The sequence below is a fragment of the uncultured Candidatus Kuenenia sp. genome (assembly GCF_900696675.1).
Taxonomy (GTDB): Bacteria; Planctomycetota; Brocadiia; order Brocadiales; family Brocadiaceae; genus Kuenenia; species Kuenenia stuttgartiensis_A.
The window spans coordinates 13,873-28,358 of record NZ_CAADGZ010000008.1 but is presented as its reverse complement, the minus strand read 5'-3'; the positions used below and the strand labels follow the sequence as shown (position 1 = coordinate 28,358).

The 14,486-nt window shown below is 40.9% G+C and carries 16 protein-coding genes; 5 read left to right on the top strand and 11 right to left on the bottom strand.

Going from position 1 to position 14,486, the window contains the following annotated elements:
• The 10 genes from cdaA to QZT26_RS02635 all read right to left on the bottom strand — a co-directional run bounded on the left by cdaA (window position 1) and on the right by QZT26_RS02635 (window position 8,523).
• Window positions 1–822 carry a diadenylate cyclase CdaA gene (gene cdaA, locus QZT26_RS02680; protein ID WP_164994580.1) on the bottom strand — a complete coding sequence of 274 codons (822 nt, stop codon included), beginning with the start codon at window positions 820–822 and terminating at the stop codon, window positions 1–3.
• Complete coding sequence (gene folP / locus QZT26_RS02675; RefSeq protein ID WP_295100408.1) at window positions 815–1,699, bottom strand: dihydropteroate synthase; 885 nt, start codon at window positions 1,697–1,699, stop codon at window positions 815–817. The genes cdaA and folP overlap by 8 nt, the downstream gene beginning before the upstream one ends.
• A gap of 208 nt (window positions 1,700–1,907) precedes the next feature.
• Window positions 1,908–2,432 (bottom strand): LptE family protein, encoded by a 525-nt coding sequence (locus QZT26_RS02670; protein WP_169703561.1) that lies wholly within the window; start codon window positions 2,430–2,432, stop codon window positions 1,908–1,910.
• A gap of 46 nt (window positions 2,433–2,478) precedes the next feature.
• Window positions 2,479–3,405 carry an outer membrane protein assembly factor BamD gene (bamD, locus tag QZT26_RS02665; protein WP_164994583.1) on the bottom strand — a complete coding sequence of 309 codons (927 nt, stop codon included), beginning with the start codon at window positions 3,403–3,405 and terminating at the stop codon, window positions 2,479–2,481.
• Window positions 3,402–4,175 carry a DNA repair protein RecO gene (gene recO, locus QZT26_RS02660; protein WP_099324484.1) on the bottom strand — a complete coding sequence of 258 codons (774 nt, stop codon included), beginning with the start codon at window positions 4,173–4,175 and terminating at the stop codon, window positions 3,402–3,404. Before recO ends, bamD begins: the two co-directional genes overlap by 4 nt.
• Before the next feature lie 15 nt (window positions 4,176–4,190).
• On the bottom strand, window positions 4,191–4,625 hold the full coding sequence (gene ybeY, locus QZT26_RS02655; RefSeq protein WP_099324485.1) for an rRNA maturation RNase YbeY: 435 nt from the start codon (window positions 4,623–4,625) through the stop codon (window positions 4,191–4,193).
• Window positions 4,626–4,692: 67 nt separating this feature from the next.
• Window positions 4,693–5,685 carry a PhoH family protein gene (locus QZT26_RS02650; RefSeq protein WP_099324486.1) on the bottom strand — a complete coding sequence of 331 codons (993 nt, stop codon included), beginning with the start codon at window positions 5,683–5,685 and terminating at the stop codon, window positions 4,693–4,695.
• Window positions 5,686–5,687: 2 nt separating this feature from the next.
• Window positions 5,688–6,533, bottom strand: coding sequence for a phosphatidate cytidylyltransferase (locus QZT26_RS02645; RefSeq protein ID WP_295100401.1), 846 nt, complete (start codon window positions 6,531–6,533; stop codon window positions 5,688–5,690).
• The gene (locus tag QZT26_RS02640; protein ID WP_099324488.1) at window positions 6,530–7,246 is read right to left on the bottom strand and encodes an isoprenyl transferase; all 717 of its coding nucleotides are present in this window, start codon (window positions 7,244–7,246) and stop codon (window positions 6,530–6,532) included. Before QZT26_RS02640 ends, QZT26_RS02645 begins: the two co-directional genes overlap by 4 nt.
• On the bottom strand, window positions 7,243–8,523 hold the full coding sequence (locus tag QZT26_RS02635; protein ID WP_164994586.1) for an adenylosuccinate synthase: 1,281 nt from the start codon (window positions 8,521–8,523) through the stop codon (window positions 7,243–7,245). The genes QZT26_RS02640 and QZT26_RS02635 overlap by 4 nt, the downstream gene beginning before the upstream one ends.
• Window positions 8,524–9,029: 506 nt before the next feature.
• Between QZT26_RS02635 and QZT26_RS02630 the strand changes: the two genes are divergently transcribed.
• The 5 genes from QZT26_RS02630 (at window position 9,030) to QZT26_RS02610 (ending at window position 12,830) form a co-directional block, all read left to right on the top strand.
• Complete coding sequence (locus tag QZT26_RS02630; RefSeq protein WP_099324490.1) at window positions 9,030–10,031, top strand: peptidylprolyl isomerase; 1,002 nt, start codon at window positions 9,030–9,032, stop codon at window positions 10,029–10,031.
• A gap of 69 nt (window positions 10,032–10,100) precedes the next feature.
• On the top strand, window positions 10,101–11,303 hold the full coding sequence (locus QZT26_RS02625) for an HD domain-containing protein (protein ID WP_099324491.1): 1,203 nt from the start codon (window positions 10,101–10,103) through the stop codon (window positions 11,301–11,303).
• A 139-nt stretch (window positions 11,304–11,442) separates the two neighbouring features.
• Window positions 11,443–11,802 carry a PilZ domain-containing protein gene (locus QZT26_RS02620; RefSeq protein ID WP_099324492.1) on the top strand — a complete coding sequence of 120 codons (360 nt, stop codon included), beginning with the start codon at window positions 11,443–11,445 and terminating at the stop codon, window positions 11,800–11,802.
• Window positions 11,803–11,883: 81 nt separating this feature from the next.
• Entirely contained in the window at window positions 11,884–12,456 is a 573-nt protein-coding gene (locus QZT26_RS02615; RefSeq protein ID WP_169703559.1) for a peptidylprolyl isomerase, read from the top strand.
• A gap of 116 nt (window positions 12,457–12,572) precedes the next feature.
• Window positions 12,573–12,830 carry a hypothetical protein gene (locus tag QZT26_RS02610; RefSeq protein ID WP_295100398.1) on the top strand — a complete coding sequence of 86 codons (258 nt, stop codon included), beginning with the start codon at window positions 12,573–12,575 and terminating at the stop codon, window positions 12,828–12,830.
• Window positions 12,831–12,896: 66 nt separating this feature from the next.
• On the opposite strand, the gene QZT26_RS02605 is transcribed toward QZT26_RS02610, so the two are convergent.
• The gene (locus QZT26_RS02605) at window positions 12,897–14,195 is read right to left on the bottom strand and encodes an amino acid permease (RefSeq protein WP_295100397.1); all 1,299 of its coding nucleotides are present in this window, start codon (window positions 14,193–14,195) and stop codon (window positions 12,897–12,899) included.
• Window positions 14,196–14,486 lie beyond the last annotated feature (291 nt).

Here is a 14,486-nt window from a genome sequence, read left to right as displayed (position 1 = left end):
CTATTTAGTCCTGGAAAGGCTAAACTTTTCAGAGGACAGTTCACTCAGAATCTTTTTCAATTCTTTATCATCAACCCCCCGGTTCAATGTCCCTTTGTATGTCGCAGACACATTGCCCGTCTCCTCAGATACAACAATCACAATTGCGTCCGTTTCCTCTGTAAGCCCGACAGCCGCCCTGTGACGTGTTCCCACCTCTTTTGATAATTCTTTATTTCCGGTAAGCGGCAACAAACATCCGGCAGCGCTTATTTTCTGCTCCTGAATAATAACCGCGCCATCGTGCAATGGAGAACCTGGCCAGAAGATAGAACATAGCAGTTCACTGGTGGCATCAGCATTTAGTTTAATCCCGGTTTCTGCAAAGTTGTTCAGGCCTGCTTCCCTTTCTATAGCAATAAGCGCACCTATTCTCTTTTTTGATAAAATCCCGACAGCCTTAAGTATTTCATCAACTACACGGTAATCAGGTTTCGCCATGACGCTGAAAACAGGGCTCTGACCAAGCCTAAACAATGCACGCCTGAATTCCGGTTGAAATAAAATAATCATTGGCACAATAAACACCGGCACAAATTCCGTTACCAGCCAATTGATTGTATATAATTGCAGTTTCCTTATAAAAAACAATATACCTACGGAGATTAAAACAATAATAAACGCCACACCTCTTAAAATGCTTGTACCACTAGTACCCTGCATGATTCTGAGAACGGCATAAAGCATTATATAAATAAGAAATATCTCCCCCGCTGACCGTAGAATCATACGCCCGCTGATATCTCCGAATAATACTGACAGGTTTTCTAACATCTTAAGCATTCCTTATCGCATCGCATATTGTTGCCACATGGACAGCAGCTTTCACATCATGTACCCGTATGATATTTGCGCCATTCATAATTGACACGGCAAGGGTGGCAAGCGTTCCGTATAACCGCTCCTGTGCCGAAACATTCAATAGCGCTCCAATAAAATTTTTCCGTGATGTGCCTATTAACAAAGGATATCCCATTCTCTTAAACTCGTATAGCTTTTTCAGTATTTCAAGATTTTGCTGCATAGTCTTGCCAAAACCTATCCCCGGATCCAAAATTATTTTACTTTTCTCAATTCCTGCTTCCATTGCGGTAGAAATGGATCTCTTCAAACAGGACATTATTTCCGGAAACAGATCTTTACATATGGGATTTTTTTGCATTGTCACAGGAGACCCTTTTTTATGCATTATGATAACAGGCACTCTTGCCCCGGCAATTACCTTTGACATGTTTTTGTCGTCAATCAATCCGCCAATATCATTTACCATTGACGCACCCTCTTCAATTGATCTCTTTGCTACAACTGCCTTGTATGTATCGATGGAGATAGGTTTATTGATCTCTTTTGATAGTATCTTTATCAGCGGAATCACTCTCTTTAATTCTTCTTCCTCAGATATCGGACTCGCCCCAGGTCTGGTAGATTCGCCACCAACATCAATAATATCCGCTCCTTCAGCTACCATCTTATGCGCGTATTCAATTGCATCTTCGTGAACAAAATGCTTATTGCCATCATAAAAGGAGTCGGGCGTTATATTCAAGACACCCATAACGAGCGTTTTCCTGCCCAGGCACAACTTTCCCCGAGGGTAATCAATTTCAAAATGCCCGTTGCCTGAATTTTCCTGAATGCTTCCGTTCGTATCTTCCTGCATTTAATCTGGTGGTACAGTATTACATAAACAACATGATTATAAAACACTCCCGTACATTAAACGGTAAAATCCTAAATCTGACAAACCTGAAAACAATCCCCAGTCCTCAATCTGCAATTTGCCAACTGCCGACTGCCGACGGCTGATTGTAGATTGCATAAGGAGCCATTAAATATTTTGCCAAAAGTGCGAAGAAATTACTGCTGTGTTACCACCAATCTTCCTCCATTGATTCCACAATACTTTGCGCCAATTTTACAAATGATTCGTTACTGGAAGAAGTGAGCGTTTCATTTCTTAAAACAATAAACTCTGTCGTGCCTTTTATATTCTTCCGTTCAACGATTGCCCTTCCCGTCCGTGTATCAACCCATCGAATGTCCGCCCTGATAGTTACCCTACTTTCCACAATATTGTCTTTTCTGTCCTCAATTAATACATTTTCATTTACACTTGAAATTTTTCCAAACAGAATGGAATCTGCTTCATCTTTGTCAACAATACGCAAATTTGTTCTTAACAACAGTTGGTCGCGTACTGCCCTGGTTAAATCGAATTCGTATCCTCTGCGAAAGGTATCATTATCAAAAATGGGGACATAGATGCTTCGAACATTTGAACGAAGCAATGACTTTGAGCTGTAACCGCATCCCGTTATAAAAAAGAAGATCATTGGAAACACCAGAGCAGAAAGGGTGTAATGCCTTCTTTTAAAAACACAGGGTATTGTCATTTTATAAAAACACCTTGGCATAATATTTTATCTTTTTCTCATAGGGTTATTTTATCGCTTCAATCATCCTGAGAAATTCCAATCTTTCCATAGCCCTTTCCGCCCAAATAGTATCAGGAAAATCTTTTATAACATATTTAAAATAAATTGACGCGGAAGACGGGGTTTTTCTCCTCAAATAAAACTCGCCAATTTCAAACTCACGCCTTGCTTCAATAACCCTTATTTCTTCTATCATTCTGCTGGCGTCTTCAACATACACCCCATGGGGATTTGTTACGAGATATTCCTCAAAACCTTCCCTTGCGGATACAAGCAAACCATAGTTGCGCTCCTGCTGTTTTTCGAAGTAAAATTTTGAAAGTGGTATTTGATACTGCACATAGGGAATCCATTCATTTCTTGGATAGCTTTCCATAAATTTCTTATAGGCATCCACCGCATCTTCATAATATCCCAGCTTGAAATAGCAATCTGCTATTTTAATTTGCGATTCAGGGGCAATAGGTCCCATCGGGTGATTTTCAATAATCTTTTCAAATACCCTTATCGCGGCATTCTCATCCATCTCCATTTGCGCAATACCTACCTGAAACACCTTCTCATGCACCTCTTTTGTCCTCTTTGTTCCCGGATATTCCCTCAAAACCGTATCATATGCCTTTAATGCCCGGTTATAATCTCCATTGAGATAATAGGCCCATCCTATGTTTATCTGAGAAAGCTCCGCATACGCTGAGTCCGGATAACCGTCAATAATTAGTTTAAACTCTTTTATGGCGCTAACATATTTTTGTTCCACCAGCATGAACAGTGCATTTTTATAGCGCTGTTCCGGCGATCCGACGTCGCCAGTCGGCGGCTGCATCCACCCGGTATCTTTGTTCCAGACCCATTTTCCGTAAGACGCCGTTGATATTAAAAATGTAACAGCAAGCACTATTATTGGAAAAAAACCTGAGCGCAATTTCATATTTTTATGCCTTCTTGCGGGGAAAAGTTAACATATTTCCACGAGTTTAACTCTTTTTTCAACAACGAAACAATATAATATCTCAGCACCTTTTCTATTTCAACACAAATAGATAATTGTACCCGGACACGTTCCAACCGATGCAAATTAAGGTTCGCCAACCTACCTGCAATAAACATAGCGCCTGCAGAAATCAGCATTCCGTTTTTCAATTCTCCAGGGCACCCCACACATCTCGCGCCGCCTTCCACTGCATTAAAAGTAACCATCTCATGGTGGGGTATTTTCTTTTTACAATGAATGCAATGCTCCCATTCCGGTAAGTATCCCAAAATGTTTAGCATTTTTAACTCAAAGGCCAATAACCATATTGTGGTGTTTGTGTCAGTGGCAATGTGATTTAGCGTATTAAGAAATAAATCAAAAAGCGGCTCGTTGGGGTCGTTTTTTTCTGTAAATTCGTTGACAAGTTCTGCCATACAGGAAGCCCTGAAATACTTATCAAGGTCATGCCGGAATGCGGGATAGTTGTTTTGCAATACCGCATCGGTGAGGGTATGGAGGGTAGAATGTTCCTTTTTAATAAAGAGAATCCGGTAGTGCGTTAAAAGATCGATTGCTTTTGAGTTGTACTTGCCTGAAGAGCGCTTGAAGCCTTTTGCAATGGTATTTATCTTCCCGTAATCCCTGGTATAGAAAATGATGATTTGGCTTGAATCGCTATAATCTGTCCTTCCCAAGGTAATTGCATCTGTTTTTAAGATGGACATATTATGGTATGTTAATTAATCCGGGACAGAAATATTGTACCCAAGCTTTGACAATAATTCCTTTTCCCTCCGATGCATGACTTTTGCATCACCTTTTTTTTTATCATTATAACCAATTAAATGCAGCAAGCCATGTATGAGATACAGGGCTATTTCTCCTTCCGCATCATGGCAATGTTCCTTTGCAACTTTATATGCCATCTCTGCGGATACAATGATTTCTCCAGCGACATGATTTTCCGATGCATCATAAATAAAACTCAAAACATCCGTTGCATAATCATGCCCCAGAAAAGCTTTGTTTAATCTCCTTATTTCCTTGTTATCAGTGACGACAATGCTAAGGCTGGCGTCTTTGTTTTCACTTTTTAACACCCTTTTTATCAATTTTACTATGCGTTTTTCATCGATAGCATAGGATTTCTGCCGGTTTACAACTTCCAGCTTCATGAGAACCTTTTTCTTCTATCATAGCGCAGCATAGCCGCAACCAAAAAGATTTTTTACCTTATAAATACTATAATTCATATGCCGCAACAATATCCCGAACCAGCTTATGGCGGACAATATCGGATTTGGCAAGATATACGAATGCTATATTGTCTACATTCATAAATCTTTCCTGGGCATCAATCAAACCCGATAACTCCCCGCCCGGCAAATCAACTTGTGTGATATCCCCGGTAACGACAACCTTTGATTTCGTACCAAGCCTTGTTAAAAATGTCTTCATCTGCTTTACCGTACAATTTTGCGCCTCATCCAGAATAATAAAGGCGCTGTTTAAGGTTCTCCCGCGCATATATGCAAGCGGCAGGATCTCTATCAGATCGCTGTCCAGATATTTTTTCACCTGCCCGACGTCCATCATATCCGCTAAAGCGTCATACAGCGGCCGCAAATAAGGACTTACCTTGTCTTTGATATCTCCCGGCAGATATCCAAGTTTTTCTCCTGCCTCTACCGCAGGCCTTGCAAGCACAATCCTTTTTACGTCTCCGCTTTTGAGAAAAGAAAGCGCCATCGCCACCGCCAGGTAGGTCTTTCCTGTTCCGGCAGGTCCAATGCAAAAAACAAGATCATTGTTTCTGATGGCCGCAATATAATTTGCCTGCCCCTCTGTCTTGGGCCTTGTGAACATCTCTTTTTGGAAAAGATTGATTGCTTGTGCGGGTGCCCCTTCATCATAATTTTGTACATCCATAATGGTCTGCTCCACGTCCTTCACTCCCAGATTCCCCGTGAATCTAATTATTTCAAGCAATTTAATTAAGGACGTTCTAGCTGCTTCGACACCCTCTTTTTCGCCCGCCATCTTCAATACCCCGTTACGTGCTACTAATTTTACCCGAAAAGCATCCCTTATCAGGCGCAAATTTTTATCATGGTTTCCATATAAAAGGGACGCTTCATCATCATTTTCAAGGATTATTGCATCTTTAGCGGGTAAAAATTCCTGTATATTTTCCTTTATTGCAACGTATTTTTGTGTTTCAACTCCTTGATTCATGCTTAGATTAACTTAAAAAAAAGTAAAAAATAATATGTCACCGGCAGACTTACCAGCAAACAATCAATAATATCCAATACGCCGCCAAAGGAGGGCACCAGATTCCCCGAGTCCTTAACATTCGCATCTCTTTTTATCAATGACTCTGCCAGGTCGCCTAAAATAGCGAAAGAACCCACAACTGCTCCAAATAAAACCGACCATGGCAGGCTGATTACCCTGGTTTGCGGAATACTATTAAATATCACTGCTACTAAAATGCTACTTATAACAGAGAAGCAAGCCCCTTCAACCGTTTTATTGGGGCTTATACTCCTTGCAAGCTTATGCTTTCCATACTTCCTGCCCAACAAATACCCGCCAATGTCTCCAAATTTTGAAACCAACAGGGCCATTATCACCACACATGTTCCATTGGGAAAATGGCGTAAAGCAATCGCAAAACCAAGCAGAAAAGGAACATAAAAAATGCCAAAGACCGTTACGGAAATATTTTTAATCGCATCTTTTGCGCCGCGTGTGGCCGCCTGTAGGAGCAATAGCAAAAAAATGAGTACGAGAACAATGTCTTTTCTGAAAAATTGGGACTCTGCGCCGGCGTCCCCATGTATGGATACCCAATAGCTTACAAACAGCCATATCCCGATGCCGATGCCGGCTACGCGAAATGGACGAAATCCGCATTTACCCGCAATAGTGTAAAACTCATACAATCCCATCCCTGCCGCAACCATTGCAATACAGCCGAACCCAATGTCTGTGGAAAACATGACGTCAAGGCTCATTACTCCAAAAAACACCGCAAATAAAATTACACCAAGCGTTACCCTTGTTTTAAGCGTGCTCACTCTTTTAAACCCCCGTATCTGCGCTCTCTGTTCGCATATGCTAAAAGAGCTTCCTCAAGGTGTGGCTTTTTAAAATCAGGCCAATACGTGTCTGTTACCCACAGCTCCGCATAAGATATTTCCCATAATAAAAAATTACTAATGCGCATTTCTCCGCCGGTTCTTATCAGCAAATCCGGATCTGGCATATTGGGCATGTATAAATATTTTTTAAAAGACTCTTCTGTAATTTCATCTATCTTCAGTTTCCCCTTTTTCAATTCCGCAACAATTTTTTTTGTCGCATCGATTATTTCTGTCCGCCCTCCATAATTTAGCGCAAGGCAAAGAACCATTCCGGTATTCATCTTGCTCTCTTCTATTGAAACCGAGAGTTCCCTCTGGACAAATTCCGGTAATTCTTTGATTCTGCCGATGGCTGTCAGGCGGATATTGTTTTTCTGGATTTCTTCCCGTTCGCCAATAAGGAAATTCTTAAGGAGTTTCATTAATAAATCTATTTCCCTTTTAGGCCTCTTCCAGTTTTCCTGAGAAAAGGCATACAGCGTAAGCTGTTTTATATGTTTTTTTGCACACTCACGTGTAATCTCACGAACAGCTTTGGCGCCCGTCTCGTGTCCCTTAATCCGTAACAATTTCTTTTGCCGCGCCCACCGGCCATTTCCATCCATGATAATTGCAATATGCTCAGGCAGTGATCCGTTTTTCTTCATACTAAATTGATTATTTGTCCACGATCCGGGCCAACAGAAAGCATTTCAATTTTCACGTCTAAAATCTTTTCAAGTCTTTTTATGTAATCTGACGTCCGGGACGGAATGTCTTTTACATTACGCATTTTGGAGGTATCTTCCTGCCAGCCAGGCAATTCCTCATAAATAGGCTCATATTCTTTCCTTGCAACCAAATCAGCGGGAAAGTATTTATGCTCTTTGCCGTCTATTTTATACCCCACACAAATCTTTATTGTTTTCTGGTTATCCAATACATCCAATTTAGTCATAACAACGCTATCCGCGCCATTTACCATTATCGAATGCTTAGCGGATACCGCGTCAAACCACCCACAGCGCCTTGGTCTTCCCGTAGTAGCACCGTATTCGCCGCCCTTTTCCCTCAAATGTTCACCTGTTTTATCCGTTAACTCTGTAGGGAACGGACCATTACCTACTCTTGTAGTATAGGCTTTCATTACCCCCAGAACCTTATGAATATGCCTGGGGGAAATACCTGCGCCTGAAGCGGCGCCGCTTGCAACGACGGTTGAAGACGTTACAAAGGGATATGTCCCAAAATCTACATCAAGCAATGCACCCTGCGCTCCTTCAAACAGGATTCTCTTTTTTGCCTTTATTGCTTTATCCATAAACTCAATCGTTTGACAAACAAACGGTTTTATGCGTTCCGCATAGCCAAGGTATTCGTCATAAATCGCCTCCCATGACAATTCATCTGCGCCATGCAAATGTACGAAAATCCTGTTTTTTTCATCTACGACCTGTTTTAATCTTTGTTTAAAATATTCCGGGCAAAAAAGATCCGATACCCTGATTCCGCTTCGTGCCATTTTATCCGCATAGCAGGGACCAATCCCCCTTCGGGTTGTGCCTATTTTCTCTCCCCCCTTTTCACCTTCTGAATATTCATCCAATTTTTTATGATAGGGAAACACAAGATGTGCCAACTCGCTGATATGCAGATTCCCGCCGATCGCTATATTTTTTCCCCGTAACTCATCGATTTCCTGGAGTAACTGGAGGGGATCAAGGACGACTCCATTGCCTATGACGCAACTTTTGTTTTTTCTGAGGATGCCGGAAGGAATAAGATGTAATACAAATTTTTCACCATCAATAACAATCGTATGCCCGGCATTGCTACCGCCCTGATAACGAACAATGATATCAAACGATTCAGTAAGTATATCTATAATCTTGCCTTTCCCTTCATCACCCCACTGCAAACCAACAAGACAGGTATTTGATCCCATAGCAAAAAATTTTCCTATCGAAAAAATTAACAAAAATAATCAGAATCCCTTAAATATCAAGCATTTAAAGGATTATAGAAAATGAAATAGTTAATGTCAAGCTAATACACTTCCGAACAGGGCAAGTCGGGTATAAACGTTAGTAGATTTTATCAAAAAACTAAAGTGTTACGAATTTCCACATATCTGGAGTGCTGGGTTTTGACCGTCCCTGACATAAATTAGCGTATAGCAAAATTAAATTGTTTGAATCACTTGCAATTACTGATAAAATCTTATGAGATAGAAAGATAATTAGTAACTATTCAGCGTAATTTATTAAACTACCGGAGATCAGAGCGCAACTCGTTACCAAACCTTGTACTGAACATAGTGAAGTATATGTTTGGGAACGAGCCGTGTATCGTTTACGATGAATAGTTACGATAATTAAGGCCCTGAAAAAAGAAGGCGAGTGTTTTGGTTTCTGTTTTATTTGCGGAAAAAAATTTACAAAAGAGAAATACATGTTAAGAAAATACATTTATTATGCCTTGTTATTTCCGGTAATGCTTTCCTGTTCATACCTGTTTTGCGGAGAAGATGTCCTGAACAAAAACAATCTTGGGTTTATTCGGGCGGTCGTTGATGAGGCGATAATAACCCAGGATGAAGTCATTAAACGTTCGGCAGCAGCCATAAGGGAGGCAAGGAGTAAATATAGCGAGGAGGAATTCGCAAAAAATATTGAGAAAATTCTGGAATATACCCTTGAAGAATTAATAGACAGGAAACTGTTGGTGAAAGAAGCGCAGAAGGTATTTGGTACGGATATATCAATGATGGATGAGGTTCAGAAAGAACTGGATTATTTTTTGAAAGGCGCCGTCGAAAATGTTGGTTCCTTATCAAAGTTCTATGAAATAGCAGAGTCTCAGGGAATAAATCCTATAGAAAGGAAAACTGAGCTTAAAGAAGATATTATGATTGATAAAATAATCAAAGAAAACGTTAATAATAAGGTAAAAGTCCCGCCAAAGCTATTAAGACGCTATTATATGGAAAACATGGATGAATTCTGCCAGAAAAAAGAAATAAAACTGCGGCACATAATGATCAAATTTTCCACACACGACAATGACAAAGCAAAGACATATGCCTTTGCTGAAAAAATCATGACGCTTCTTTCCACAGGGGAAGATTTTTCATCAGTAGCACGGTCATATTCAGAAGGCCCCAACGCTGAAAAAGGAGGCGAATGGAGTTTTGACGAGATACAAGGGTTGAGGAAAGAACTCCGGGATGTTGTTAATAGTCTGAAGGATAATGAGTACAGCAAGATAACAGAGTCTCCTGTCGGATATCATATTTTCAAAGTGGAACTCATCAGACCGGAAGTAGTAAAAAAATTTGAAGACGTGCAGGATGAAATATATAAGAAGTTGTACCGTGAAGAGATTGGAAGATTAAAGAAAAAATATATTCTCGACTTAAGGGAAGATGCATTTATTAAGGTTATTAAACACTGAGAGGAACATTTTATACGTGTTTTCTATCGTTTTGACGGTTCTACGTGCATATAACGGGAGACTAAAAAGGTGCTGAGGCGTGAGCTGGCGCTACAATTATTTGAAGCCTTTTCCATGCAGAGATGGAACGATATGATACGTCCTGTAGAGTTAACGGAGATGGATAAACATGCGCATAAAATGATCATCGCTTATTGTCTTGGTAAGTATGAAGAAGAAAAAGGGCGGCAGGTTAACTGGGATACCATAATAACGGGGGGGATATTTGAACTATTACGGCGCATTGTTATCTCCGATATAAAATCTCCGATATACAGGAAAATCAAAAAACTACACCCGGACGTCTTCCGGCAGCTCAACAAATGGGTTTATGAACAACTCAAACCAATGTTTGAAGGACTGCCAAAAGAAATGAATGCCGAACTAAAGCACTATTTGTTTGATACAAACAAGGGCGATGATTTAACAAAAAAAATATTGGAGGCGTCTCATATTTATTCGAGTTTCTGGGAATTTCAGATAATTCAGAAGGTACATCCTTCCGGTTATAAAATAGAAGAAATTGAAAGGGTTTTAAAAAACGATCTGGAACCCTTCCTGGATCTTGCCGGGATGCGAAAGATTATTTGCAAAGGGAAAATATTAAACTTTGTTGATCTCTGCGGACAGTTACGGTTTCAAATACGATGGAGCCAAACGCCCCGGTTGCCAAAAACATCCGTACTGGGACACATGCTTTTGGTGGCAATATTTTGTTATCTTTTTGCAAGAGAGGTAAATGCCTGTTCTAAAAGATTATATAATAATTTTTTCAGCGCGTTGTTTCATGATCTGCCTGAAGCAATGACAAGGGACATATTATCCCCGATTAAAAGGTCTGTGGAAGGTATGCCGGAGGCCATCAGTAAAATCGAAGAAGAGTTGGCAGAAAAAGAGATCTCTCCATTGTTAGAAGAGGGATGGTTTGAGGAGATAAAATATTTCACCCGGAATGAGTATGAAAGCAAGATTAAAATAAAGGGAAGAGTGAAGCATGTTACCACCGAAAAGATAAATGAGAAATACAATAGCGATGGTTATGCCCCGATAGATGGAGAATTTATCAAGATTGCCGATGACCTGTCGGCGTATTTAGAGGCGTATACGGCAAATGATCTTGGGCTGAATTCAAAACATTTGCAGGACGGACGACGAAAAATTGAAGAAAAATATAAAGACAGCACTATTGCAGGGATATCTATAGAGGCTTTATTTGCAGCCTTTGCGATGTAGTACCTTGAAAGTTATTTATTTGCACACTTCTATTCGTCAGTGCGTGCTTTTTGACAAAATATTTAATGGTGTTATTCTTTTTTCCACCGGTTAAACAGGTATGGATGGTTTGAAACATTTTTCAGGGTAGGAAATAGCAATGGATGGTAAAAGACATTTCAGCCGCATTAATTTTGTGGCGCATACGCAATTAAAATATCAGGACAAAACATACAGAGGAGAGCTGCTTGACATCTCTCTGAAGGGCGCATTGCTGCAATTTAAAGAAAATATTCCCCTCATAAAAGGTGAGAAATGTGAAATAATAATCCACCTTCCTTCGTCGAATGTTAATTTAAATTTTGAAGCAAAACCTGTCCATATTCATTCAGGCCACTTTGGTTTTAAATTTGTAAGCGAAGATATTGACACCATAACACATTTGAGAAAAATGATTGAACTCAATATCGGAGACCACGAACAAGTCACAAATGAGTTGGCATACTGGTTGAAAGAATAAACGCCGGTAACAGGTTCGTTTTTTGAAAAATTGTGATAATGTATTTATTCTGAATAACATCTTGAGTGAGAGGAGAATGATTTGAAAACAATACTTATTTGTGCTGCCATTGCAATAACCTGCTTCATACAAAATGCCCGGGCAAATACGGTTTATCCGAAAGTTTTGCTCGAAACCAATCAGGGAGAAATAGTTCTAGAGCTTTATCCCGAAAAAGCCCCGGAGACGGTAGAAAATTTTCTCAAATATGTCCGGGATGGTTTTTACAACGGCACAATCTTTCATCGTGTAATAAAGGGATTTATGATACAGGGCGGGGGTATGACCGAAGGTATGAGTAAGAAAACCACACTGGATCCCGTTAAAAATGAGGCGTATAACGGACTCAAAAATTTGAGGGGTACCGTAGCAATGGCCCGTACGATGGACCCGCACTCTGCCACTGCACAGTTTTTCATTAATACGGTGGATAATGGTTTTCTTGATTTTAAGGGCCAAACTGCAACAGGGTGGGGATATTGTGTCTTTGGAAAAGTGATAAAAGGCATGGAAGTGGTTGATGCTATTGAACAAATGCCTACCACAAAAAAAGAGGGACATAGCGATGTTCCCCGCTCTACAGTAGTTCTGAAAAAAGCCATTGAGATAAAATAAACATAACAGTTAAGCGTTACAGCAGAGAACGCCGAGACTTCGTCGTGAGATCAGTCGAACGATCGCAGAGGTGTTTTGCTATTTTGCCCTGAACACGATATAAAAAGCCTACGATAATGTCTGAAAAAATGCATGGATACTTCTTTTGTCCAAATTGCGGGTCGCAGACGCCGCGAAAGGCGCTTGCTTGCCAGGAATGCGGGTCAGATGAAAATACCGGATGGTCAGAGGATACGATGTATGACGGGCTTGACCTTCCCGAAACGGAACCATCCGTTCTGCGCCCTTCAAGGTCTTTATTCAAAAAGAGATATTTTCTTAGCATCGTGGCCATTATTGTTATCCAGGCCTTTTTGTGGATTTATCTGATCTGATTTCCATAAAATCTTTCATCGTAATCGTTAGAAAATATTTTTGACGGCACTATGTAGGCAAAAATTTCAGGGTTGCTTTTTGTACGGACAGGGGTTCTTCCGGAAAAACCTGCCCCTGAAATAAAACGGCAGTGATACCGCTATTGCCAAAGCCGTTGCGCCGATTATTTTCAGCTCCACATGGCAAAGCAGCCATCCACAAATAATCAGCGCCAGGACGGGAATACCGTATCCGCCCGGAATCTTATATCCCCGTTTCCGGTCGGGTCTTTTTCGTCTCAGTGCAATAACTGCCAGGCAGGTGGGAACGTATTGTAATATGCTTACCAACACACTCGCGGCTATTAAGTAGCGAAAACTCCCTGTCAGCCCAAGTAATAACGTCAGCACCGTGTTTACCGCTATTGCCAAATAGGGCGTGTGGTACTTTGGGTGTATTTTGGCAAAGACGGGCGGAAAGAATCCGTCTGCGGACAGTACATAAAGGCTTCGCGGGCTGGTGAGCGCAATGCCCGCATTCACTCCACCAATAGAGAGCAATGCCCCAATACCAATAATGATCCCCCCTGCAGGTCCCAGAAAATAAAAGGCTGCGTCTGCCAGTGGCTTGTCTGACCCTGCCAAATCAGGATATGTCCCCATTGCAACATATTGTATGAGAGCATACAGGGCAGTCACCATCATGAATACCACCATAATTACACGCGGGATATGTTTTTGAGGATTCTTCATTTCTCCCGCCGGCACAACCAGAAACTCAAATCCCGTGTACGCATAGAGCGCCAGCGTAGTTGCCATACTAAAACTTCCGCTGCTGTGCAATTGTCCAAAATTTTCTCTTTTTACAAAAAACATTCCGGCCACAATAAAAATGAAGAGCGCCGTGAATTTTCCTATAGAAAAAAAATTTATACTTCTTGCGCCAGGCTTTACCCCGCAGTAATTTGTTATGCTTAATCCGATCACAAGCGTCGTTATAATAACCTTACTCAGCCATTGCTGATCTTTTGGCAGAAAATAGTTGCAATAGAGTCCGAAACCACTGGCAACCGACGCCCAGCCAATGATAGAGGCAAGCCACATTATCCAGCCCACCAAAAACCCCGCAAATGGTCCAAAGACGTCTTTGGTATAAAGATACGCCCCGCCTGTTTTATCATACATACTTCCCATTTCCGCAAAGCACAGTGCAACGGCGAAGCAAAGCAGGCCACATAGGGGAAAGACCAATAAAGCACCAATACCGACCAAACTATCAAGTTGCCCCGCCAGCAAAAAAATGCCGGCGCCAACAACACAATTAAACCCCATGCAAACAACATCAAAGAAGTTTAACTCCCTTGCAAGGCCGCGATGTTCTTCCATAACTGATTTTTCCCGCATGTCCATAATTTCGGATTGACGAATGTTTGTTACGTTATATAATGAATGACGAAGATATGACTTTTTGAAAATTATCTTTCAGTAAACGACCAATGCTTATTCACAAACTCCTCAGACCGGGCCAAATGAATTTTGTTGTCTCAAAAATAGGGAACAATCCTCACAAAATACCTGTTTCATTTCCTATCTCTACTTATTACTGTTTTTACATTAAAACGGGGAACAATTATCGGGAAGCAGGCAACAGTTGCCTGTTTGACCAGTCTGTACTTC